At 70.4% G+C, this 22,666-nt stretch carries 16 protein-coding genes; 8 read left to right on the top strand and 8 right to left on the bottom strand.

The genetic code is table 11. From position 1 onward, the window contains the following. Positions 1–77: 77 nt before the first annotated feature. Positions 78–785: an anti-sigma factor gene (locus AB3X43_RS05330; protein WP_369428830.1), complete on the top strand. Its 708-nt coding sequence runs from the start codon at positions 78–80 to the stop codon at positions 783–785. On the opposite strand, the gene waaF is transcribed toward AB3X43_RS05330, so the two are convergent. Genes waaF through AB3X43_RS05305 form a run of 5 tightly spaced genes read right to left on the bottom strand, consistent with a single transcriptional unit; the run spans position 770 to position 5,635 of the window. After that, positions 770–1,801 carry a lipopolysaccharide heptosyltransferase II gene (waaF, locus tag AB3X43_RS05325; RefSeq protein ID WP_369428829.1) on the bottom strand — a complete coding sequence of 344 codons (1,032 nt, stop codon included), beginning with the start codon at positions 1,799–1,801 and terminating at the stop codon, positions 770–772. The two genes, AB3X43_RS05330 and waaF, sit on opposite strands and share 16 nt — an antisense overlap. A gap of 19 nt (positions 1,802–1,820) precedes the next feature. Further along, positions 1,821–2,033 carry a zinc-finger domain-containing protein gene (locus AB3X43_RS05320; RefSeq protein WP_369428828.1) on the bottom strand — a complete coding sequence of 71 codons (213 nt, stop codon included), beginning with the start codon at positions 2,031–2,033 and terminating at the stop codon, positions 1,821–1,823. A 24-nt stretch (positions 2,034–2,057) separates the two neighbouring features. Next, a complete protein-coding gene (locus AB3X43_RS05315; protein ID WP_369428827.1) occupies positions 2,058–2,981 on the bottom strand; it encodes a branched-chain amino acid transaminase in 924 nt (307 codons plus the stop codon). A gap of 22 nt (positions 2,982–3,003) precedes the next feature. Then, positions 3,004–4,827, bottom strand: coding sequence for an ATP-binding protein (locus AB3X43_RS05310; RefSeq protein ID WP_369428826.1), 1,824 nt, complete (start codon positions 4,825–4,827; stop codon positions 3,004–3,006). Positions 4,828–4,840: 13 nt separating this feature from the next. Continuing rightward, positions 4,841–5,635 carry a response regulator gene (locus tag AB3X43_RS05305; protein ID WP_369428825.1) on the bottom strand — a complete coding sequence of 265 codons (795 nt, stop codon included), beginning with the start codon at positions 5,633–5,635 and terminating at the stop codon, positions 4,841–4,843. A gap of 258 nt (positions 5,636–5,893) precedes the next feature. On the opposite strand from AB3X43_RS05305, the gene bcsD reads away from it, so the two are divergent. The 6 genes from bcsD to AB3X43_RS05275 all read left to right on the top strand — a co-directional run bounded on the left by bcsD (position 5,894) and on the right by AB3X43_RS05275 (position 16,899). Beyond that, complete coding sequence (bcsD, locus tag AB3X43_RS05300; RefSeq protein ID WP_369428824.1) at positions 5,894–6,361, top strand: cellulose biosynthesis protein BcsD; 468 nt, start codon at positions 5,894–5,896, stop codon at positions 6,359–6,361. 48 nt (positions 6,362–6,409) lie between these two features. Continuing rightward, on the top strand, positions 6,410–6,817 hold the full coding sequence (locus tag AB3X43_RS05295; protein ID WP_369428823.1) for a hypothetical protein: 408 nt from the start codon (positions 6,410–6,412) through the stop codon (positions 6,815–6,817). 87 nt (positions 6,818–6,904) lie between these two features. Next, positions 6,905–9,115: a UDP-forming cellulose synthase catalytic subunit gene (bcsA, locus tag AB3X43_RS05290; RefSeq protein ID WP_369428822.1), complete on the top strand. Its 2,211-nt coding sequence runs from the start codon at positions 6,905–6,907 to the stop codon at positions 9,113–9,115. 20 nt (positions 9,116–9,135) lie between these two features. Beyond that, complete coding sequence (locus tag AB3X43_RS05285) at positions 9,136–11,463, top strand: cellulose biosynthesis cyclic di-GMP-binding regulatory protein BcsB (RefSeq protein WP_369428821.1); 2,328 nt, start codon at positions 9,136–9,138, stop codon at positions 11,461–11,463. Next, positions 11,444–12,718 (top strand): cellulose synthase complex periplasmic endoglucanase BcsZ, encoded by a 1,275-nt coding sequence (bcsZ, locus tag AB3X43_RS05280; RefSeq protein ID WP_369428820.1) that lies wholly within the window; start codon positions 11,444–11,446, stop codon positions 12,716–12,718. Before AB3X43_RS05285 ends, bcsZ begins: the two co-directional genes overlap by 20 nt. Continuing rightward, positions 12,715–16,899 (top strand): cellulose biosynthesis protein BcsC, encoded by a 4,185-nt coding sequence (locus tag AB3X43_RS05275; protein WP_369428819.1) that lies wholly within the window; start codon positions 12,715–12,717, stop codon positions 16,897–16,899. The genes bcsZ and AB3X43_RS05275 overlap by 4 nt, the downstream gene beginning before the upstream one ends. A gap of 12 nt (positions 16,900–16,911) precedes the next feature. On the opposite strand, the gene AB3X43_RS05270 is transcribed toward AB3X43_RS05275, so the two are convergent. Both AB3X43_RS05270 and iolG read right to left on the bottom strand, forming a co-directional pair. Then, positions 16,912–17,934 carry a Gfo/Idh/MocA family oxidoreductase gene (locus AB3X43_RS05270; protein ID WP_369428818.1) on the bottom strand — a complete coding sequence of 341 codons (1,023 nt, stop codon included), beginning with the start codon at positions 17,932–17,934 and terminating at the stop codon, positions 16,912–16,914. After that, on the bottom strand, positions 17,934–18,929 hold the full coding sequence (gene iolG, locus AB3X43_RS05265; protein WP_369428817.1) for an inositol 2-dehydrogenase: 996 nt from the start codon (positions 18,927–18,929) through the stop codon (positions 17,934–17,936). The genes AB3X43_RS05270 and iolG overlap by 1 nt, the downstream gene beginning before the upstream one ends. A gap of 166 nt (positions 18,930–19,095) precedes the next feature. On the opposite strand from iolG, the gene AB3X43_RS05260 reads away from it, so the two are divergent. Then, positions 19,096–20,703: a c-type cytochrome gene (locus AB3X43_RS05260; protein WP_369428816.1), complete on the top strand. Its 1,608-nt coding sequence runs from the start codon at positions 19,096–19,098 to the stop codon at positions 20,701–20,703. On the opposite strand, the gene AB3X43_RS05255 is transcribed toward AB3X43_RS05260, so the two are convergent. After that, the gene (locus AB3X43_RS05255) at positions 20,704–22,617 is read right to left on the bottom strand and encodes a multicopper oxidase family protein (protein WP_369428815.1); all 1,914 of its coding nucleotides are present in this window, start codon (positions 22,615–22,617) and stop codon (positions 20,704–20,706) included. Positions 22,618–22,666: the final 49 nt, after the last annotated feature.

Below are 22,666 nucleotides of genomic sequence, written 5' to 3'. Positions count from 1 at the left end.
CCTGCCTGGAGCGGACGGGCTTGGGCAGGGACTTCGGTCCGGCCATTGCCACCGTCCACGGACCGCAGGGTTGAGCCATGGACTACAGCCGCCGTGAACTGAGCGATCGCCTGGCCGCCGAATATGTACTTGGCACCCTGCGCGGAGGCGCGCGCCGCCGCTTCGAATCCCTGCTGCCGGCACACCCTGGATTGCGCCGTGCCGTCTGGTACTGGCAGGATCGGCTGATGCCGCTGACGGCGAGCGTACCGCCGGTGACACCCTCCTCGGCGGTGTGGCAGGGCATCGAACAGCGCCTGTTCGGCGAGGCCACGCCGACGTCCACGTCCACGCTGGCCACCGCGCAGCAGCATCTGACGCGCTGGTGGCAACGGCTGGGCCTGTGGCAGGGGCTGGCCGGTGCGACCAGTCTGGCCACGCTGGCCCTGGCGGTGGCGCTGACCCTGCCCGGCCCGGTGCAACCACCCGTCATCGTGGTGATGGGCACCGAGCAGGGGCCGGCGAGCTTTGTCGCCAGCGTCGGCGCCGACGGCCGCAGTCTGGTGCTCAAGCCGCTGGCGGGCGTGGCGGTGACGACCGCGCAGGCGCTGGAGCTGTGGGCCGTGCCGCCGAAGGGGGCACCGCGTTCGCTGGGACTGGTGTCGAACCGGGGGGCCACCACCGTGCTGCGCGAGCACCTGCTGCAGGGCACCGCCGCGTTCGCCGTCAGCGTCGAGCCGACGGGCGGTTCACCGACCGGTGCGCCGACCGGGCCGGTGGTCTCGGTGGGTCACCTGGAACTCTGAGGCATCCCGGCGTCGACCCGCGCCCACAGCGCCCGGCGAACCCGCTCGGGCGCGACTTCGGTGAGGCAGCGGGTGTGGCCGAGCGGACAGACGCGCTCGAAACATGGCGCGCAGTCGAGCTTCAGCGCTTCCTTCAGCCAGATCACCTCGGCACGCGCATTCAGCGGCGGGGTGTGCTCCGGGCTGGTGGATCCGAAGACGGCGACCTGCGGCAGACCAAAGGCCGCGCCGACGTGCATCAGGCCGGAGTCGTTGCTGACGAGGCCACGCGCACCGGCGATCAAGGCCATCGCCGCATCGAGCGAGGTCTTGCCGGCCAGCACCAGACACCCCGCACCCGCCTGGCGCGCGATGTCCTCGGCCAGCGCCGCCTCCTTGCCCGAGCCGAGCAGGACGACCGGCTGGCCGCTGTCCGCGTGCAGCGTACGGGCCAGTTCGGCGTAGTGCGTCGCGGGCCAGCACTTGGCGGGGCCGTATTCCGCGCCGGGCGCCAGTGCCCAGTAGGCGCCGGCCTGCAGCCCGTGTGCCTGCAGCGCCGCCGCGACGCGCCCGGACGGCAGGTGCATCACGGGATCGGCCATGGCGGGCGCCGCCGCACCGTCACCCGCCAGTGCGCGGTAGAACGCCACCATCGGCGGACGTTGTTCCACCGGAGCCGATCGGCGATCGTTGAGCAGCAGGTAGCGCCCCTCGCCGTGGTAACCGACGCGGTGCGGAATCCGGGCGAACCACGGCAGCAGCGCGGACTTGAGCGAGTTCGGCAGGACGTAGGCATGTTCGAAACGCCCACGCCACGCCTGGCCCAGCGCACGCCGGGCCTTCAGGTCGAGCCGTCCATGGGCAAACGGCAGGTCGATCACCTCCGCCACCTCCGGCATCGCCCGGTAGACCGGTGACACCCAGGGCAGCGCGGCCACGCTCAGGGTTTCGCCCCGTGCAGCCAGTGCCGCAACCAGCGGCTGGCTCATCACCGCGTCGCCGATCCACTGCGGCGCGATGATCAGCGACCGGTTCATGGCAGAAGGAGCCGCCGTCTCAGTGGTGCGCGTGGATCGTCTCGCCAGCCTTCAGGCGGTAGACGGTGCCGCAGTAGGCGCACTTGCCTTCGCCGCCATGGCTCAGGTCGATGTAGACCTTGGGGTGGTTGCTCCAGAGGTCCTGCTTCGGGTTCGGGCAGAACACGACGCCTGGCCCTTGCAGGTCCGAGGCCAGCACTTCAACGACTGCAGCTGCTTTGTTGTCACTCATGTCTTGAATCTCCTCAGACCTGGCTCAGACCGGGGTCAGCCACTCGGCGTACTTGGGATTGCGGCCACCAACGATGTCGAAGAAGGCGGCCTGGATCTTCTCGGTGAGCGGGCCACGCGAGCCGGAGCCGAGTTCGATGCGGTCGAGTTCGCGGATCGGGGTGACTTCCGCGGCAGTGCCGGTGAAGAAGGCCTCGTCGCAGATGTAGACCTCGTCGCGGGTGATGCGCTTTTCCACCACCTTCAGGCCCAGATCGGCGCAGATGGAGAAGATCGTGTTGCGTGTGATGCCATTGAGCGCGCCAGCGGACAGGTCGGGCGTGTAGACGACGCCGTTCTTGATGACGAACAGGTTCTCGCCCGCGCCTTCGGAGACGAATCCGCTGGCATCGAGCAGCATGGCCTCGTCGTAGCCGTCCTCGGTCGCTTCCATGTTGGCCAGGATCGAGTTGGTGTAGTTGCTCACCGCCTTGGCCTGCGTCATGGTGATGTTGACGTGGTGGCGGGTGTAGCTGCTGATCTTGACGCGGATGCCGCGCTTCAGGCCCTCCTCGCCCAGATAGGCGCCCCATGGCCAGGCGGCGACAATCAGGTGCACGGTGTTGCCCTTGGGGCTGACACCGAGCTTCTCGGAGCCGATCCAGGTCAGCGGACGCAGGTAGCAGCTTTCCAGCTGGTTCTCGCGCACGACGGCCTTCTGCGCCTCCATCACCTCCTCGAAGGTGAAGGGGATCTTCATGCGCAGGATCTTGGCGCTGTTGAACAGGCGCTCCGTGTGCTCGCGCAGGCGGAAGATCGCCGTGCCGCCGGGCGTCCTGTAGGCGCGCACGCCCTCGAAGGCGCCGCAGCCGTAGTGCAACGTGTGGGACAGGACGTGGATCTTGGCATCGCGCCAGTCCACCAGCTGTCCGTCCATCCAGATCTTTCCGTCTCGGTCGTGCATCGACATGGTGATTGCTTGCCTATGTGGGCTACAGGTCGGGGTGCGAGATTGTACGGGTCGAGAGCTTGAAGTTCACCATCGCCCGCAGCCGGTTGGGCGCCACCGGCCGGGCCAGCAGGTGGATGCCGGGCTCGGCAACAGGCACGCCTTCGCCCTCCCCGTCACTCAGCAGCACGGCGGGCAGCGCAGCACCGAAAACCTGCCGCAAGGCCTTGACGAGATCGACCCCGCCGCGCTCGTGCGCTGGCGTGCGCCCGATGAGGACCAGATCCGGCAGACGGCCCTGGCTGGTGGACCAGTCGAGCACCTGTGTCGCGTTGCAGAAGGCGCTGACCTGCGCACCCCATGCCTGCAGCATGGCGCCGGTGCCGTCCGGGCCGGCATCCAGCTCGGCGCCGACCAGCACCACGTGCCGCCCTGCCAGCGTCGGACCGGTCCAGGTCGGCGCGGTGACCTGCGGCGCCGCAGCCAGCTCGGCCAGCTCACCCGGCTGCGCGGCACTGCTCAGCGGCAGCAGCAGGCTGAACACCGTGCCATGCCCCAGGCGCGAGCGCACGCTCAGCGGCGCACCAAGCAGATCCGCCAGGCGCCGCCCGATGGCCAGCCCGAGGCCGAGGCCCTTGCGCGGCGACAGGTCCGGCCCCCGCGGCGCGTGGACCTGGTAGAACTCGTCGAAGATGCTGGGCAGCAGGCGCTCGTCGATGCCGAGCCCCGTGTCCCAGACCTGGATCAGCAGCCGACCGGAACGGGCACGGCAGCTCACCAGAATCCCGCCGTCCTCGGTGTAGCGGATGGCGTTGGACACCAGATTGCGCAGGATGCGCTCCACCAGCAGCGGATCGGCCCGCACCGCGTGACGCCCGCCGACGAAATCGAGCCCCAGCCCCTTGTCGAAGGCCTGCGGCTCGAAGTGCAGCTTCAGCCGCGCATACAGTTCGCGCATGTGGAACAGCTTCGGCTCCACCACGATGGCACCACTGTCGATGCTGGTCAGGTCGAGCAGCTTGTCGAACAGCGCCTCCAGCGCATCGACCGATTCACCGATGCTGGCGATGGTCGGCACCAGCACCGCATCCTTGTTGCGCAGGCGCAGCGACTCGGTGAACAGCACCAGCGCGTGCAGCGGCTGGCGCAGGTCGTGGCTGGCGGCGATGAAGAACTGCGTGCGCGCCTGGGTGGCGGCCTCGGCTTCGAGCCGGGCCTCCTCGGCGATGTCTTTCTCGGCCGCCAGTTGTGCAGCCAGCAATTCCGAGTGCCGCTTGAACGACAGCAACCGGAGATAGCACTTGCGCTGGTGGTACCCCACGAACACCACACCAAGGAACACGCCGATCACCCCCAACCCCCCGGCCAGTGGCCCTGCCGGAGGGGCTTCGGACACGGGCAGGACGAGGAGCTGCCAGACAATTGCCGCCGCCATGAACCCGACGCCGAGCAGCGTGACCAGGTGGCCGGCCGCAGCCGAGTCGATGGCAAGACACGCAAGCAGTGCCAGCAGCCCGGCGCGCTGCAGTTCGTTGCCCATGGGATAGAGCCAGAACATGGACAGCGCCCAGACCCCCGCACAGGACAGGGTCGACAGCGCCCAGCGGCGGTACCACATCGGCCAGTCGGTCAGGGGGGGCTCGGGTTGGGCGACATGGGCGCGGTGCTGCCGCCAGCGCCAGCCCAAGGCGAGCACCGCCAGCAGCAGCCAGCCCGACAAGGCGTTGCTCGGCCTCGGCCCGCCCGGCATGGCCAGGAACAGCACAGCGATCGAGCCCACGGCGATCGCCTGTCCCAGCAGACTCGCGGGCAGTTGTGCGTACAGGCTGCGGACGCGGTCGGGCAGCGCCTGCGGATCGGTCGGCATGGGCCCCGTCCGCTCAGCGCAGCAGGGCACCGCGCGGTGCCGCCACGCTGCTCGACGGCAGAGGCATCCGGCTGACGACCGCCACGGCCTGCGTGCGCGAGTTGACCCCGAGCGTGCGCAGCACGGCGGCCACATGGTCCTTGACCGTCTCGACCGAGATGGCCAGATCCCGGGCGATGATCTTGTTGGACTTGCCGTCCAGCAGCAAGGCCAGCACCTCGCGTTGCCGGGGTGTGAGGCCCAGGCCTTCGAGCATGGCGTCGCGTTCGGCAGCCTCGCTGGCCCGGCGGCGGTGGTCAAGGCGGTGGCTGTCGGATGAGAGTCGATCGTCATCGGTCCCTGGCCCAGAGCCCCCCGATTTCAGCGCCCCGACACCCGGGTTCGACAAGGCCATGGGCAAGGTCGAATCGCCCAGGTTGAGCGTCATCGGCGGCACATAGATGCCACCCGACATCACCAGATGCAGCGCCTCGAACAGCAGTTCGTTGCTGGCCCGCTTGGGCACGAATCCCATCGCACCGGAATCGATGGCCCGGATCATGTCCCCTGCCCGGTCCGACGCGGAGACCACCACCACCGGCAGCGCCGGATAGCTCGTGCGCAACTCCCCGAGCACATCGAAGCCACTGGCGTCATCCAGGTGCAGGTCGAGCAGCACCAGGTCGAAATCGGAATCGCGCTGCAGCAGTTCGCGGCATTCGGCAGCGGTCTCCACACCGACAGCCTCCACATTGGCACCCAGGCCGAGGATCACGCTCTGCATGGCCGACAGGATCAGCGGATGGTCATCGATCAGCAGTACCTTCATCGAACACTCCACAGACAACCTTGTTCTCGGTGATTCGATGGTAGCGCCGTGCAGAGTCCTCGAATGGATGTATCAAGTCCCCCAGAAGAGGGAGTGCAAAAAACGTTTCCTTGGACTGTTCAATCAGGCAACACCACAACCTGTGACGGAATGAAAAATTTTGCAATAACTCAATATTCAACATGGTACTATCCCCGAAATAAGTGTAATTTTGCACAATTTTGTTTACTTTAGCCGGTTTTTGCATATTTATAGCCGATGAACCGCCCGCTTTCCGACCACGACTACCACCTGCGATACCGGTGCTCGCCGCAGTGGCGCCCCTTTCTGGGTGCGCTGGCGCAGGAGCTGAGCAGCCGGATCGAGCCTGACCAGGCCCGCGCACTCATGCGGCGCCTGGGGGTCTCGATGGCCCGCAGCGCACCGCTGCCAGCCATGGAATTGCTGCCGGATCTGGAAGAGGCCATGAATGGCGTGTGGTCCGGCATGAACTGGGGCTGGGTGGAACTCAACGATACCGATGATGCCTTGAAGATCATCCACCACTGCGCACCGATCGAAGCCGCGTTCGGCGCGGGCAGCAGGCACTGGTCTCCGGCAGTCCTGGAAGGCGCCTACGAGCAATGGCTCCGGGCGGCGGGTGCCGGCGACCGCCTGCGGGTGCAGCAACTCGCCACCGACACCACCAGCATCGAGCCTCTGTACGTTTTTGCCCTGGCCGCCTGATCCGGCGGCTCAGGGTTCAGTTGTCCTGTCGCAGCAAGAGCCTTCCACATGAACAACGGTGACGACATCAACAACCTGCTGAAGACGCTGGGCCACGACGCCGGCCTCTACCAGGATCTGGCGAAGTACAACGCCTCGCGGGCGGCATTGCGGCGGGCAGCGATGGTGCGGCCGGTCGAGCCAGTGGCCACGCCTCCCCAGGCGCCAGCCCTTGCCCCCGCCACGCCGCCCGTGCTGCGTGTGGTGCAGACCTCTCCGCCGGCCGGATCGTCCTCGTTGTCGTCCATCCTGAACCGGCTGGCCAGCCCACAAGAGCCAGCACCTGCCGACGGGCGCGGACCAGGTGCCATGGCCAGTCTCCAGCACGCCCCTGGCCATCCATCGCCCCAGCCCACACGGCTGGACCGGCTGTTCGGTCGCTTGGCGACCCGCAGCTCCGGTTCACCGGACCGCTGATCCGAACGATCCCCTTCCGCCGGCACTGCATAGAACGCAGCGTGCCGACGGCAGGGCCTGTCTGCCTGTCCGTCTTTTCCTACCACCATGGCCGCACTGCCGGATCTCTCCAAGCCCTCCCGTCCGCCGACCTCGGCCGGTCCGCGGATCTCGCCGATCGGCGCCTGGCGCACCGCCGGCTGGCACTGGGACACCTGGGAATACCGGGCGCTGCAACTGGCGATGCTGCTCAGCAGCGCGCTGCTGATGGTCACCGTCATCTCGGTTCCGCTCGACCTCTGGGAACAGGTGGTCTTCGGCGTGCTGTGCTTCGCCTGCGCGGTGCTGCTGAACCGGCGATCGGGTCGCTTCGTGACGCTGCTGCTGACCTTCATCTCGCTGACGGTCTCCAGCCGCTATCTCTACTGGCGGCTGACCGAGACCATGCAGATGGACAGCGGCCTGGACCTGTTCTTCGGCAGCGGCCTGATCGCCGCCGAGATCTATGCCTGGCTGGTGCTGGTGCTGGGCTTCTTCCAGACCATCTGGCCGCTGGAGCGCCGCCCCGTGGCGCTGGCCATGCCGGTGGAGGACTGGCCGACGGTCGACATCTTCATCCCCACCTACAACGAGCCGCTGAAGGTGGTGAAGCCGACTGTGCTCGCGGCCATGGCGATGGACTGGCCACTCGACAAGCTGCGCATCCACCTGCTCGACGACGGCCGGCGCGAGGAGTTCCGCGACTTCGCCGAGGAGGTCGGCATCGACTGGGTCATCCGCAGCGACAACCGCCACGCCAAGGCCGGCAACATCAACGCCGCGCTCTCGCACACCGACGGTGAATTCGTCGCCATCTTCGACTGCGACCACATCCCGACACGCTCCTTCCTGCAGATGACGCTCGGCTGGTTCTACAAGGACCCCAAGCTGGCGATGCTGCAGACGCCGCACCACTTCTTCTCGCCCGACCCCTTCGAGCGCAACCTCGACACCTTCGGCGACGTGCCCAACGAGGGCGAGCTGTTCTACGGGCTGGTGCAGGACGGCAACGACTTCTGGAACGCCACCTTCTTCTGCGGCTCGTGCGCGGTGCTGCGGCGCGAGATGCTGATGGAGGTCGGCGGCGTGGCGATCGAGACCGTGACGGAAGACGCCCACACCGCGCTCAAGCTGCACCGCCGCGGCTGGAACACGGCCTACATCGGCATCCCGCAGGCCGCGGGCCTGGCCACCGAGAGCCTGTCCGCCCACGTCGGGCAACGCATCCGCTGGGCGCGCGGCATGGCGCAGATCTTCCGCACCGACTGCCCGCTGCTGGGCAAGGGGCTGACCTGGGCGCAGCGGCTGTGCTACTCGAACGCGATGCTGCACTTCTTCTACGGCCTGCCGCGGCTGGTGTTCCTGACCGCGCCGCTGGCCTACCTGTTCTTCGAAGCGCACGTGATCCACGCCTCGGCGGTGATGATCGCCGCGATGGCCCTGCCCCACCTGGTGCACGCCAACCTCGTCAACTCGCGCACGCAGGGCAAGTTCCGGCATTCGTTCTGGGCCGAGGTGTATGAAGCGGTGCTGGCCTGGTACATCTTCCGTCCGACCATGCTGGCGCTGATCGACCCGAAGGCCGGCAGCTTCAACGTCACCGCCAAGGGCGGCTACATCGAGCGCGACTTCTTCGACTGGGGCATCGCACGGCCGTACGTGGTGCTGCTGTCGCTGAACCTGATCGGCTTCGTGGTGGGCATCGCGCGGCTGATCTGGTGGAACACGCACGAGCTGGACACGGTGCTGCTCAACATGCTGTGGACGCTCTACAACCTGGTGATCCTGGGTGCCGCGGCCGCAGCCGCGTCCGAGACCCGGCAGGTGCGCAAGTCGCACCGGGTGCAGTTCGGCATCCCGGCGCGCATGGAAACCGCCGACGGCCGCGTCTGGCACGTCGAGACCGAGGATTTCTCCGAAGGCGGCCTGCGCGTGCGTCTGCCGCCCGGCGTGATGCTGGACGAGCAGACACCCGTCACGCTGGCCCTGCTGCGTGGCGACCACGCCGCGCTGTTCTCGGCGCTGATCGTGTTCCGCCAGGGCGAGCACCACGGCCTGCGCTTCGATCCGATGACGCTGCAGCAGCAGATGGATCTGGTGGAGATCACCTTCGCCCGCGCCGATGCCTGGATCGACCACGCCGCGCGCCACGCGCCGGACCGGCCCGCCCACGCACTGCGGCAGATCGTGGGCCTCGGCGTGCGTGGCTGCGCCAAGGTGTTCGGCTGGAAGTCGAAACAGGCGGCCCAGCCCCGCCGGCCGGCGTCGATCCGCGCATGACAGCACAAGGATTGCAGGCGATGACGAAGAAGCCCCATGCGACGCCGGCCAGGCCCGCCCACCGGCTGGCGCGGCAGGCGGTGGTCACGCTGCTCGCCCTGGCCCTGGGCCAGACCGGCTCGCTCGCGGCCAGCCAGGACCGTGATCTGGTGATGCCCTTCTCGCAGCTCGGCCAGCGCGAAGCCGTCATGCTCAAGCGTGGTCACCCGCGCCAGCGGCTGCCATTCGCGCTGCGGGCAGACGAGATGGTGGCGTCTGCCGTGCTCAAGCTCGATCTGGTCCAGTCGCCGATGCTTGCCGGGCGCGCCGGGGCGCTGGAAGTCCGGCTGAACGGTGAGGTCGTGACCCGGCTGGACGCGCCGAAAGCCAGTGGCAAGACCAGCTTCAGCCACACGGTGCCGATCGACCCGCGCCTGGTGCTCGACCAGAACGAGCTGACGCTGCAGCTCGCAGAGCCGGTGGACTGCAACGATCCGGACGGCGCCGGCCTCTGGGCCCAGATCAGCCCGACCTCGTCGCTGAACCTGGTGATGTCGCCGCTGCCGCTGGCCGATGACCTCTCGCTGCTGCCGGCCCCTTTCTTCGACCCGCACGATCCGCGCCGCAACGAGCTGACGCTGGTGCTCTCGCCGCGCGCCAGCAACGCCACGCTGCAGGCCGCCGGCCATGTCGCGTCCTGGTTCGGCGCGCTCTCCGCCTACCGGGGCGTGCGCATCCAGGCGCGTGACCGCCTGCCCGGCGGCAACGCGATCGTGCTCGCCACGCCGGAGGATGCGCCGGTCGGCGTGGTCCTGCCGCCGATGGCCGGCGCCACCGTGACGATCGCCACACACCCGGAGCAGCCGCAGCGCAAGGTGCTCTATCTGCTCGGCCGCAACAGCGAGGAACTGCGCCGCGCCGCCGATGCGCTGGTGCGTGGCCAGCTGCCGGGCCACGGCAGCACCGCGCTGATCGACCGCCTGACCGAAACCGCCCCGCGCCAGGCCTGGGATGCCCCCCACTGGACCCCGACCGACCGCCCCGTGCGGCTGGACGAGCTGGTCCCCGCCGCGTCGCTGAACGCACACGACGCACGGCCTCTGGCGGTCGACGTGCAGATGCGCCTGCCACCCGACCTGTTCCCCTGGCGCGAACGCAAGGTGCAGGTCGATCTGCGGCTGCGCTACGAGGCGCGGCCGGACGATGGCGGAGCCATGCTGCGGGTGCGTTTCAACGGCGAACACCAGCTCGACGAACGGCTCGACCCGGGCATGGCCGGCCGCTGGCTCGACAACCTGCAGCGCAGCATCCGTGGCGAACGCGACGAGGCACTGACCCACTCCGCGCGCCGCAGCCTGCGCATCCCCGTGGCGACACTCGGCACGCAATCGCATGCCCACCTCGGCCTGACGGTGGAGCACAGCGTCGGCGACGAGGCCACCGAATGCGCCCGCGAGAGCCGCGCCGACGCGGCGCTCGACCGCCCGCGCAGCGCGATCGACGGTGCATCGACCATCGATTTCTCCGGCGCACCCCACTTCCTGCCCATGCCGGACCTGGCCGCCTTCGCCAACACCGCCCACCCCTACACCCGGCTGGCGGACCTGGCCGAGACCGCGGTGGTGCTGCCCGACCAGCCTTCGCGCGAAGACCTCGACGCCTACCTCACGCTGATGGGCCGGGCGGGCGAGGCCACCGGCCTGTCCGCCCGGCTGATCCAGGTGGTGCATGCCCGCAACGTGGCGCAGGTGGCCGGGCGCGACCTGATCGTCATCGGCAGTGCCGGCAACCAGCGCCTGTTCGCCGACTGGGCCACCGACATGCCCTTCCGGGACCTCGCCGCCGTCCGCGCGGCGGAGGCCACGCCGGCGGGCCCACCCCGGGCCGGCAGCAGTCTGCTCCCTGTCGACATCGCTCTGCCGAACTGGCTGCGCTGGCTCGGCACGCTCTGGCAGCGCGAGGAACACCCGGCGCTGCACGCACTCGCTTTCCGCGGCAGTGATCCGCAGGCCGCGCTGGTGGGCTTCGAATCCCCGCTGTCCGCCAACCGCAGCGTGGTCGGCCTGATGGCCACCACACCGGCCGCCCTGTCCTTCATCACCGACGCCCTGCTCGACGGCAGCCGCCTGTCCCAGATCCATGGCCACGTCACGCTGTTCGACGAATCCGGCCATGTCACCGCCTACAGCGCCGATCCGACGTACGCCAGCGGCGACCTGCCCTGGCTGAGCTGGATCCGCTGGAAGCTCTCGGACCGGCCCGTGCTGCTCTGGACCGTCCTGATGCTGGCCATCCTGGTGCTGTCCGGGGTGATCTACCTGCTGCTGCAGCGCCATGCCATGCGCCGCCATGCCGGTGCATCCAGCTGAGCCGCCGTCGTGCAATCCGCAGCGCAGGCGTCTGCTGCTGCGGATCGGCGCGCTCGCCGGCGGGGCGGGTGCGCTCGCCAGCACGGCCTGCGCCACACCGGCTGGCCAGCCGCCAGCGGCCGCGCGCCGGATCGCCTGCGACGACTTCGATGCACTCTGGTCGGGCTTCGTCGCCGCCTTCGTGCAGCCGGACGGCCGCGTGCTCGACCCCGACACCGAAGCGCGCGTCAGCACCTCGGAAGGCCAGGCCTACGGGCTGTTCTTCGCGCTGGTGGCCGACGACCGCCCGCGCTTCGATGCGCTGCTGTACTGGACCCGCCAGAACCTCTGCGGCGGTGACCTGACCGCGCGCCTGCCCGCCTGGCAGTGGGGCCGGCAGCGCGACGGCCGCTGGGGCGTGCTCGACGCCAACGCCGCCAGCGACGCCGACCTCTGGCTGGCCTGGACGCTGATCGAGGCCGCCCGCCTGTGGAATGCCCCCACGCTGGCCACCGAGGGCCGGGCCCTGCTGGCGCGCATCCGGGCCGAGGAGGTGGTGGACGTGCCCGGCCTGGGCACGATGCTGCTGCCGGGTCCGCAGGGCTTCGTCAGCGCAGACCGCCTGCAGTGGCGCTTCAACCCGAGCTACGCGCCGCTGCACCTGCTGCGCGGTCTGGCCAGCGCCGATCCGGGCGGGCCGTGGACCGTGCTGGCCGAACAGTCCGCGCGCACGCTGCCGGCGATCGCGCCCAACGGACTCGCCCCCGACTGGGCCACCTGGAGCGTGCAGCACAGCGCGCCGCTGCGCGGCCGCTGGATCGCCGACACACAGCAGGGCGACACCGGCAGCTACGACGCGATCCGCTGCTACCTCTGGGCCGGTGTCGCACCGGCGGACGACCCGCTGCGCCCGGCCCTGCTGCAGGGCCTGTCCGGCATCCAGCGCCACACCCGCACCCTGCCGCTGCCCGAGCGCTTCGCCACCCGCGCAGCGGCCGGCACCGATCCGGCCGCACTCACCCGCGGCACCGCGCCGCCCGGCTTCATCGCAGCACTGCAGCCCTACCTCGTCGCGCTGGGCGACTGCACCGGCGCCCGGCTGCTGGCCGAACGGCTCGCCACGGTCTGCGCCAGCCCGACCACGCGACTGCGCTATTACGACCACGCCCTGGCACTCTTCAGCGCCGGCTGGCTGCAGCAACGCTGGCGCTGCGACCGCCACGGCCGGCTGCAGCGCGCTCCTTCTTCTTCGGCTTCCCGCTGCCCGACCCCATGACGCATCTGTCCACTCCGTCTTCCGCTCCCTCCTTCCTGCGCCCGACGCCGACCCGGGTGGCCCTGGCGTGCCTGGGCCTGGTGACCAGCCTGGCAACGACCGTCGTGCAGGCCGCCACTGCAGCGGCACCCGCGGCGACCCCGGACAGCGCGCGGTCCACGACCGTGCAGCAACTCATCGAGCAGGCGCACCACTGGCAACAGCGCGGCCGGGCCGATCTGGCCGGGCAGACCTGGCAGAAGCTGCTGGGCGTCGATCCGCGGCAACCGGATGCGCTCTATGGCCTCGCCGCACAGAGCGTCGAAGTCGGCCGGTTCGACGACGCCGGCGCCTACCTGACCCGGCTGCGCCAGGCGAGCCCGAACCACCCGGGGCTGGCTGCGCTGGCCACGCAGATCCAGTCCCAGACCTCCAGCCAGTCCCTGATCGCCACCGCCCGCCAGTACGCGCAAGCCGGCCAGACCGAAGCCGCGGCCCGCACCTACAGGCAGGCGCTCGGCGCCCAGCCCCCGAGCGATGACCTCGCCGTCGAGTACTACCAGACGCTGGGCGGCACCCGCGAAGGCTGGGACGAGGCCCGCCGCGGCCTGGAGCGCCTCAGCCAGGCCGCGCCCGGCCAGCCCGGCCCCGCGCTGGCCCACGCCAAGCACCTGAGCTACCGCGAACCGACGCGCCGCGATGCGATCCAGCGCCTCGCCGCGCTGTCCACCCAGGCCGACGCACCGCCACAGATCCGCAAGGAGGCACGCGCCGCATGGCGCCAGGCGCTGGTGTGGCTGGACGCGCGCAGCCCGGACGCTCCGCTGATCCGCCAATACCTGGCCGGCGCCAGCGATGACGCGGAGCTGAACACCAAGCTGACTGCACTGGCACAGCCGAGCCAGTCTCGGGCGGCCGCCGCCGCGGCGACCGGCACCAGCGCCACGGCAGCCCCGCGCAGGGCACCACCCGCGGTGACCGCCGCAGGCACGGCAGCCACCACGCGCGCGACAGCGCCGGGCCTGTCACCCGCCATCCGCCAGGGCTTCGCCGCCATCGACAGCGGTGACCTGAAGACGGCCAACGAACGCTTCGACACCGTCCTGCGCCAGCACCCGGACGAGACCGACGCGCTGGCCGGCCTGGGCATCGTCCGCATGCGCGAGGACCGCTTCGCCGACGCCGGCGAACTGCTCGGCCGCGCCAGCGCCGCGACCAACGGCGCGCGCTGGAAGCCGGTCTACCGCTCGGCCATGCACTGGCAGGCGGTCCACGACGGCCAGGCCGCACGCCAGGTCGGCGACCTGGACCGCGCGACCCGCCTGGCCAAGGGCGCCGTCGAGACCGATCCGAAGGAACCGGAAGGCCAGGTGCTGCTCGGCGAGCTGCTGGCCGAGCAGGGCCAGTTCCTCGGCGCCGACGCTGCCTACCGCGAAGCGCTGCGCGCCGACGCCCGCCACCCGCGCGCCAACGCCGGGCTGTACCAGGTGCTCGGCGCCTCGGGGCGGACCGAGCCGCAGCGCACGCTGCTGCAGCGCATGGACGCCGATGTGCTCGCACGCCTGGGCGGCGAAACCGGGCTCCAGGCCGGCCAGATGCGGCTGCAGGCCGATCTGGCGCAGCAGCGTGGCGATCTGGCCGGCGCACAGGCGCTGCTGGAGCAGGCCGTGGCGCTGGCACCGGCGTCGCCGTGGGTGCGGCTGTCGCTGGGCCAGCTGCTGATGCGTCAGAACCGGGTCGGTGCCGCGCGGACGCAGACCGACGCCTTCGTCATCCCCGCCGCACATCCGGGCGAGGCCCTGCAGGCGCGGGCGCTGCTGCAGACCGAGCTGAAGGACTGGTCCGGCGCGCTGCAAAGCCTGGAGCAGGTGCCCGCGCGTGAGCGCACCACCGAGATGGGCCGGCTGCAGCGCCGCCTCGCCGTGCAGGCGCAGGCCGCCGACGCCGTGGCCCAGGCCCGCGCCGGTCAGCGCTGGCAGGCCGAGGCGATGCTGGTCGAAGCCGAAACCGCCGCCGGACAGGATCCGGACATGGTCGGCGCCGTGGCCGGTGCACGGCTGGAGCTGGGCGACGAGGCCCGTGCCGGCCAGCTCATCCGCGCCACGCTGGCCGCGCAGCCACAGGCCGGAGCAGGCTTGCGCCTGCGCCACGCCGCGCTGCTGCTGCAGACCCGGCAGGACGCAGAACTCGCCGGCGCGCTGCGCCAGCTCGCCGCGCAGCCGCTCACCGCCGGCCAGCGGCGCGATTTCGACGACCTGCGCACCGCGCTGGCGCTGCGCCAGGCCGACCAGCTGCGCGATGGCGGCGACCTCTACAACGCCTACGAGGCCCTGGCCCCGGTGCTGCAGGACCGCCCGCAGGAGCCGCGCCTGCAGATGGCCTTGGCGCGCCTCTACACCGCCGGTGGCGACGACACCCAGGCCCGCGTGCTGTACGAATCCGTGCTGCAGCAGCAGCCGGACACGCTGGACGCCTGGCTTGGCCTGGCCGGTGCCGCCGATGCCCAGAAGGACACCGATTCGGCCGTGATGGCCCTGCAGGAAGCCGGACGGCTCGCGCCGAACAGCCCCGCCGTGCTGGCCCAGTACGCGCGCCACCACCGCGCGCTGGGCCAGTTCGGCAAGGCGGCCGAGTACCTGCGTGCGGCCATCGCCGCCGAGCAGCCCAGGCCGGTGCAGTGGGGACAGGCCCGCGTCGCCGGCAATCCCTTTGCAGCCCATGCGGCGGACGGACGCTCGCGCACCCTGCTGGCCGGGGGCGTACCGGCGCTGGTGCCCCCGTCCGGCTTCTCGTCGAACACCCCGCTCGCGCTCGCCAATCTGGACCAGCTGCCGCCGACGGGTGCAGGCCTGCCATCGGCCCGGCCCGGTGCCGACAGTGCGGTCAGCCGCTCGCTGCGCTGGCGGGAGCCGGCACCGGTGGCCACGACCGCGACCGCACTCCAGGCCCCGCTCCAGATGGCCACCACGGTGGCGCAGGCACCGGCCGCCGCCGGACGACCTGTCGGCCCGCCACAGCGGGCCAGGACCCTGGGCGACGAACTCGCCGAAGTGCAGGTCGAGCGGGGCCGCACCAGCCTCGAAGTCGCCGGCGCGCTCCGGTCACGCAGCGGCGACGCCGGCCTCGGCCGACTCGATCTGGTGCAGACGCCGATCGAGGGCCGCAAGACCATCGAGGACGTCGGGCAGGTCAGCGTCAAGGTGACGCCGGTCGTCGCCAGCGCGGGACAGGTCAGCCAGGCCGCCCGCTCACGCAGCGGCACGCTGGGGCTGGACGCGACCGGCGTGGTGGTCGCGCCGTCGCAGAGCGCCACGGGGGTCGGCGTGGCCGCCGGGCTGAAGACGCGCACCCTGGCGATCGATGTCGGCGCCACGCCGGTCGGCTTCGCGGTGGTGGATGTCGTGGGCGGGCTGCGCTACATCGACGAGTTCGCGCAGGGCCTGACGCTGACGGTGGACGCCTCGCGCCGCGCCGTCACCGACAGTCTGCTGTCGTTTGCCGGCACGACCGATGCGCGCACGGGCCGCGTCTGGGGCGGCGTGCGCACCACCGGCGCACGGGCACAGGTGGCATGGGAGCAGGCCGATGTCAGCGTCTACGGCTATGGCGGTCTGCACGCCGTGACGGGCCAGCAGGTGGCCGACAACAGCCGCTTCGAGCTGGGCGCGGGCAGCTTCTGGCAGGCGCAGCGGCTGGCCGACACGCAGGTCGAGATCGGCATGAACCTCGGCTACCAGCACTACCGGCGCAACCTGAGCGGCTACACCTGGGGCCATGGCGGCTACTTCAGCCCGCAGCACCTGCTGGCGCTGACCGTACCGGTGAACTGGATGGGCCGCAGCGGCCGCCTGAGCTGGGGGCTGCAGGGCTCGGCCGGCCTGCAGGCCTACCGCGAGGACGCCGCGCCCTACTTCCCGACCGACGCCGCCGCGCAATCCTCGCTGGAGAACCTGGCCGCGCAGCAGCGCGTGCCGTCGGCGGTGTACGCCTCGCGCACCGACTCGGGGCTGGTGCTGAACCTGGGGGGCGCGATGGAATACCAGCTCACGCGGCATCTGGACATCGGCACCCGGCTCGGGCTGGAGCGCGCTGCGCAGTACACGCAGAGCAGCGGGTCGATCTACCTGCGGCTGAGCCTGGAGCCGCGCAGCGGGCTGGGCGGCGTGGGGCTGCAGCCGCCGGGCGGACCGACCGGCTACTGAGCCCCCGCGCGGTCACACCGCCTCGGGCATCCCCGAGTGCAGTGACCGCGTGATCGCCAACCCGATGCGCGTGGCCTCCATCGCATCCGACAGCGTGAGCGACAGCGGCTCCACCCCGCGGCACGCCGCCACGAACGCGGCCATCTCGTGGGTGAACGCGGACTCGAAACGCTCGTGGAAATCGCCGAGCACCGCGTGCGACACGCCGCCCGCGTCGCTGCGGATCACCCGGTCGCGCGCCGCGTGTTCGCCCACCAGCAGCTTGCCGGCCGTGCCGATCACCTCGGTCGTCGTCTCATGCCCGTGCGCCAGCGTGCGCGAGGCATAGAACACCGCCCGCGCACCGCCCTCGAACTCGACGATCGCCAGCCCGTTGTCCACGTCGCCGCACGCGGCCAGGCCAGGGTGCAGCGCGATGGTGCCGGTGGCGAACGCCCGCAGTGCCTTCGGACGGCCGAGCAGCCAGCGGGCCAGGTCGATGTCGTGGACGCTGCAGTCCATGAAGATGCCGCCCGAAGTCGGCGCGAAGCGGACGAAGAATCCGTCCGGGTCGTTCTTGTCGCAGGTCTGCGAGCGGACCAGGAACGGCCGGCCGATCTCGCCCGCCTCGACTGCCGCCGCCGCGTTGCGGTAGCTCGGGTCGAAGCGCCGCACGAAACCGACCATCGCCACCTGCTGCGGATGCTCGGCGGCCACCGCCAGCACGCGCTCGCAGTCGGGCAGGTTCAGCGCCAGCGGCTTCTCGATGAAGACGTGCTTGCCAGCCCGCAACACGGCGATCGCCTGGTCGGCGTGCAGCGAAGTCGGCGTGACCAGCACCACCGCGTCCAGGCCAGGATCGGCGACGAACGCATCGAAGTCCGCGTACAGGCGGTCCGTGGCGATGCCCAGATCGCGGGCAGCGAAATCGCGCTCCGCCTCGACCGGGCTGCAGGCCGCCACGAGATCGACATGGCGGGTGGAGAACGCCAGCGCTTCGGCGTGGCGGCGACCGAGGCGGCCGAGGCCGGCGATGCCAATGCGAAGGCGGCTCATCAGAAGCGCACCGGTTGGCCGCTGAGTGCGCTTTCGGACGCGGCATCAGCGAGGATCTGGGCCTTCACGCCGTCCGCGACGGTCGTGCGGAACGCGGCGCCGGTCTGCAGGCAATCGAAGAAGTGCGCGATTTCCGCCTTGTAGGCGGCTGCGTAGCGCTGCAGGAAGAAGGCTTCCGGCTTGTCGGCGGTGACGCCGTTGGCATCCCACTGCACGACCTGGCTGGGCGTGTGGTTGCCACATTGCAGCATCCCGGCCGAGCCGAGCACCTCGAAGCGCTGGTCGTAGCCATAGGCGGCCCGGCGGCTGGTGTTGATCTGGCAGAGGCGGCCCTTGTGCGTGCGGATCGTGACCGCCGTGCTGTCGAAGTCACCCAGGTCGGCGATGGCCGGGTCGGTCAGCACCGAGCCGGAGGCGCTCAGCCACGCGGCCTCGTCGCCGTCGGCGCACAGGATCCAGCGGAACACGTCCAGGTCGTGGATCAGCATGTCGCGGAAGATGCCGCCCGAGGCCTTGATGTACTCGGCGGGCGGGGCGCCAGGGTCGCGGCTGGTGATGACCAGCATCTCGGGGTTGCCGATGTCGCCGCGGTCCATGCGGGTGCGGGCTTCGTTGAAGGTGGGGTCGAAGCGGCGCTGGAAGCCGATCATGCAGGCCACCCCCGCCGCCTTCACGGCCTCGCCGCAGGCGATGGCACGCGGCACCGACAGGTCCACCGGCTTCTCGCAGAAGATGTGCTTGCCGGCGGCAGCGGCGCGGGTGATGAGGTCCGAGTGGGTGGACGTGGGCGAAGTGATCGCGACGGCGTCGATCGACGGATCGGCCAGCACGGCCTCGATGGTCGAGACCTGCGCACCGAGCTGCTGCGCGAGCTGCGCGGCGCTGTCGCCGACGGGATCGCAGATGGACTGCAGCTTCACGCCAGGCAGGCTGGCGAGGTTGGCTGCGTGGATGCGGCCGATGCGACCGGCGCCGAAGACGGCTACGTTTTTCATGGTGTCTCCTGGGGAATGGGGCGTTGACGACCACGGGGGCCGGGCCGTCCTTGGGTCGGAACTATAGCGAGGAGCCTCGATTTTGGAAATATTTTTCCATTGGTGTTTTCCATGGAACATATTTTTGAACGATTCACCGGCCCCTGCGCTGCGGCACACTGCCTGCATGAAACATCTTGTCGCCGCTTTGCTGGCCATCGGCCTGCCCTTCGCACATGCTGGAACACCGGACGCTGGCGATCCAGCACCAGGCCGGGCGATCCACCTGGACGGCCGGCTGCCGGACGGCAGCGCGCTGCGCGCCCGGCGCACCGATCTGCCCGACATGACGGGCACGGCAGCCGCCTGCGCACAGTGCCACCGGCGCAGCGGCATGGGCGATCAGGAAGGCCGGTTGCGGGTGCCGCCGATCACGCAGGCCAGCTTGTTCGCACCCGGTCGGTCGTTGGCCGCGGGACGCGCGGCGTCAGGCATCGAGATCGCGGGCACGCGGACCGAGACCCGCCCCGCCTACACGGTGGACAGCTTCGCGCGGGCGCTGCGCGCGGGCATCGATCCGGCGGGACGGACGCTGGCGCCATGGATGCCACGCTACGACCTTGACGATGCGGCCGTCGCTGATCTGCTGGCCTGGCTGCAGCAGCTCGGCCCGATCGGCGGTGCGTCGCTGCGGGGGCTGGTGGACAACACCTTGCACGTCGCCACCATCGTCACGCCCGATGCGCCCGCTGCGCGGCGCGAGGCGCTGGAGACGACGCTGTCGGCCTGGGCGCGCCAGCAGACCTTCGGCGACGTGCGCGTGGCGCTGCACGTCTGGCGGCTGACGGGTGATCCGGCCGGGTGGCGCACGCAGCTGCAGCGGCAACTCGCGACGCAGCCGGTGTACGCCGTGGTCTCCGGCGCCGGGGCCGGGGCAGCGCAGTGGGCGCCCGTCGAGGCGTTCTGCGAGGCGGCCTCGCTGCCGTGTGTGTTTCCGCTGATCGACGGCACGCCGGCCTCGGCACCCGCAGGACAGCACCACGCGCTCTATCTGTCCGAGGGACTGACCGCCGAAGCGCGGGTCGCCGCCCGCGCCGTGGCCGCGCTGACCACCGCACCCACCAGGCTGCAGGTCTGGTTCGATTCGGACCCTGGACGCGATGCGGCCCAGACCTTCCGGACGACGCTGGCACCGGATGCCCCGGACGTGCAACTGCGGGATCTGCGCCTGCAGCCGGTGGCCACTGGTCAACCTTTGGCGGCAGCGGGCGAGCTGGTGGTCGCCTGGCTGGCGCCGCCACAAGTGCGGACGCTGCTCGCCACACCATCCGACGGACGGCGCGCAGACGCCCTGCCCGCGGTCTGGCTGTCGGCGCAACTGGCGCCACCCGAGGCGCTGGATCTGGCCCCTGCGTGGCGGCCGCGGGTGCGCTGGGCATCGCTGCGGTCCACGCCGGATCGGTTCCGCGCCGCGGCGGTCACCGGCCTGCAGCCGTGGCTGCGCACCATCGGTCTGGACCCGATGCTGGCCACACCTCTTCAGGGCGAGGTCTACGCCGCCGCGTACTTCTTCACCGACGCGCTCCAGCGCAGCCGCGGCGCATGGTCGGCGGAACACCTGCTGGAGCGGCTCGAAGCGGGGGTCAACAACCGCGCCGCGGCCGGCGCCTACCTGCGGCTGTCGCTGGGCCAGGGTCAGCGTGTTGCAGCGCAGGTCGGCCAGTTGCAGGGCTGGGCACCGCCAGACCACCGCACGCTGGTGCCGATGTCGCCGGTGCTCAACGCCAACCGCTGATCAGGCGACCTGGTACCAGCGCATCATGTCGTGGTCCTCGTGCGACAGGATGTGGCAGTGGTACACGAATTTGCCGGGGCGGTCGAAGGTCATGACGATGCGCGTGACCTGGCCTGGCGGGCAGACCACGGTGTCCTTCCAGCCGTTCTCGGTCGCCGCCGGTGCCAGCGCCGTGCCGCTCAGCGTGGCCCCTGGCTGGAGCTGCACGCCAGACCAGCCGTTGCGCATGGCCGTGGACTGGATCGTGCCGGTGAAGGCCTGGCGGTTCTTGATGCGGAACTTGACCAGGTGCAGGTGGACCGGGTGGGCATCCACCGTGGTGTTCCAGAACTCCCAGACCTCCGTGCTGCCGAGCTTCGGCGTCTCGGTGGCCGGGTCGTTGAAGCCCTGGGTGCCCAGGTTGTTGGTGCCGGTCGGATCGTAGATGCCCAGCATCGGGTTGATGCGGCCGTACTCGTCGGTGCCCTCGCCGAGCAGGATGCGGCGCACCGGCGTCGCCGCCGTGTCGCCCGCCGATGCCGCCAGCACCGCCGTGCCGTTGCTGCCACGCAGCGTGTTCTGCGTGCTCATGATCGATTTCGGGACCAGCAGGTTGGCCAGCAACCCGACCTTGAAGCGCATGACCGCCGCGGTGCCCGCTGACGGAGGACCGCCCAGGGGGAACGGCGTAGCGGCCGAGTTGACCAGATCCACCGTGTTGCCGACCAGCACGGCCCACGAGAAGTCGATCACCACGTCGTAGCGCTCGCCCGGCGCGATGGTCAACCCCGCCGTACCGACCGCGACCGGGTTGTTGAGGAAGCCCAGGTCGGTACCGACCACGTGCATGGGGACCCAGGTCGGCGCCGAATTCTTCAGCGTGAAGAAACGCGAATCCGACCCATTGAGGATGCGGAAGCGGTAGGGCCGCGGCTCCACCGACAGGCTCGGCCAGGCCTTGCCGTTGACCAGGACCACATCCCCGAACACCTCGGGCATGTGGCTCGGATTGTTGGCAGGGAAGTTGCCCGGCAGCGGCGTGGGCGAATTGGCCGGATTGGCCGAGTAGACGAACTGGCCCTGGGCGTCAAAGGTGCGGTCCTGCAACACCAGCGCAACTTCATGCTGTGCAGCTGGAATCGTCCACGAGGCCTGCAGCGCCTTCTCGTTGGCATCGCGCACGACATAGAGCCCGGCGAGGCCCGCCTGCACGTTCACTCCAGTGAGGCTTTCAGCATGGTCGTGGTACCAGTGCAGCGAGGCTTCCTGGTTGTTGTCGTAGACGTAGGTGACGGCCTCGGCCGTGCTGACCTGCACTGCGTTGCCATTGATGCCCGGCCCGGTCTGGCGGCGCAGCGGCGTGGCCCACTGGTCGGGACCGCCGTCGAATTCGGCCGCCGAGCTGCTGCCGTGGTGGTGCACCGCCAGCGGCACGCCGGTGGTCGGCGTCTGGATCGTCATCGTCTGGTCGACGGGCAGGATGTGCGGCAGCGCCTGGCCGCTGGCATTGACGAGCCGGTTGACCCAGTGGACGGTGATCGGCACGCCCTTGCTGACCTGCAGCGTGCGACCCGGGAAGGTCGGACCGGTCTCTTGGTTGGCGTAACCCCAGATGGTGGTGGCGATGCCCGGCACGCCAAGCACATCCGCAGTGGCCTGGCCGGCGCCGATGGTGTAGTCGGATGCACCGACGGTGGGCTTGTAGATGCCAGCCGTCGCCAGCGGATTCGGCAGCACGTTGGTGAAGCGGCGCGTCCAGGCTTGCTGCCACAGCACGGGATCGGAGGTCACTGCCCAGCGGGTGTTGGTGCCCTGCACCGCCGCCAGCGCCCGGGTCGGTGCCATGGTCAGTGACGCCGTCGCCGCAGCGGCGCCAGCAGTGAAGCGGAGGAAATGGCGGCGGCTGGTGCGGGGCGTATCGAGATGGTCAGGCATGGGGGTCTCGCGAAGTCGGGAAAGTGAGCGGAATGGGCAGGAGAGATCG

Source organism: Sphaerotilus sp. (genome assembly GCF_041083715.1).
In the GTDB taxonomy this organism is placed as follows: Bacteria; Pseudomonadota; Gammaproteobacteria; order Burkholderiales; family Burkholderiaceae_C; genus Sphaerotilus.
This window is presented reverse-complemented; position numbering and strand designations above follow the sequence as displayed.

Bases quoted from the DNA above. Each gene is read 5' to 3' on its own strand.
- AB3X43_RS05330 (WP_369428830.1), top strand. From the start codon at position 78: ATGGACTACAGCCGCCGTGAACTGAGCGATCGCCTGGCCGCCGAATAT.
- waaF (WP_369428829.1), bottom strand. From the start codon at position 1,801: ATGAACCGGTCGCTGATCATCGCGCCGCAGTGGATCGGCGACGCGGTG.
- AB3X43_RS05320 (WP_369428828.1), bottom strand. From the start codon at position 2,033: ATGAGTGACAACAAAGCAGCTGCAGTCGTTGAAGTGCTGGCCTCGGAC.
- AB3X43_RS05315 (WP_369428827.1), bottom strand. From the start codon at position 2,981: ATGTCGATGCACGACCGAGACGGAAAGATCTGGATGGACGGACAGCTG.
- AB3X43_RS05310 (WP_369428826.1), bottom strand. From the start codon at position 4,827: ATGCCGACCGATCCGCAGGCGCTGCCCGACCGCGTCCGCAGCCTGTAC.
- AB3X43_RS05305 (WP_369428825.1), bottom strand. From the start codon at position 5,635: ATGAAGGTACTGCTGATCGATGACCATCCGCTGATCCTGTCGGCCATG.
- bcsD (WP_369428824.1), top strand. From the start codon at position 5,894: ATGAACCGCCCGCTTTCCGACCACGACTACCACCTGCGATACCGGTGC.
- AB3X43_RS05295 (WP_369428823.1), top strand. From the start codon at position 6,410: ATGAACAACGGTGACGACATCAACAACCTGCTGAAGACGCTGGGCCAC.
- bcsA (WP_369428822.1), top strand. From the start codon at position 6,905: ATGGCCGCACTGCCGGATCTCTCCAAGCCCTCCCGTCCGCCGACCTCG.
- AB3X43_RS05285 (WP_369428821.1), top strand. From the start codon at position 9,136: ATGACGAAGAAGCCCCATGCGACGCCGGCCAGGCCCGCCCACCGGCTG.
- bcsZ (WP_369428820.1), top strand. From the start codon at position 11,444: ATGCCGGTGCATCCAGCTGAGCCGCCGTCGTGCAATCCGCAGCGCAGG.
- AB3X43_RS05275 (WP_369428819.1), top strand. From the start codon at position 12,715: ATGACGCATCTGTCCACTCCGTCTTCCGCTCCCTCCTTCCTGCGCCCG.
- AB3X43_RS05270 (WP_369428818.1), bottom strand. From the start codon at position 17,934: ATGAGCCGCCTTCGCATTGGCATCGCCGGCCTCGGCCGCCTCGGTCGC.
- iolG (WP_369428817.1), bottom strand. From the start codon at position 18,929: ATGAAAAACGTAGCCGTCTTCGGCGCCGGTCGCATCGGCCGCATCCAC.
- AB3X43_RS05260 (WP_369428816.1), top strand. From the start codon at position 19,096: ATGAAACATCTTGTCGCCGCTTTGCTGGCCATCGGCCTGCCCTTCGCA.
- AB3X43_RS05255 (WP_369428815.1), bottom strand. From the start codon at position 22,617: ATGCCTGACCATCTCGATACGCCCCGCACCAGCCGCCGCCATTTCCTC.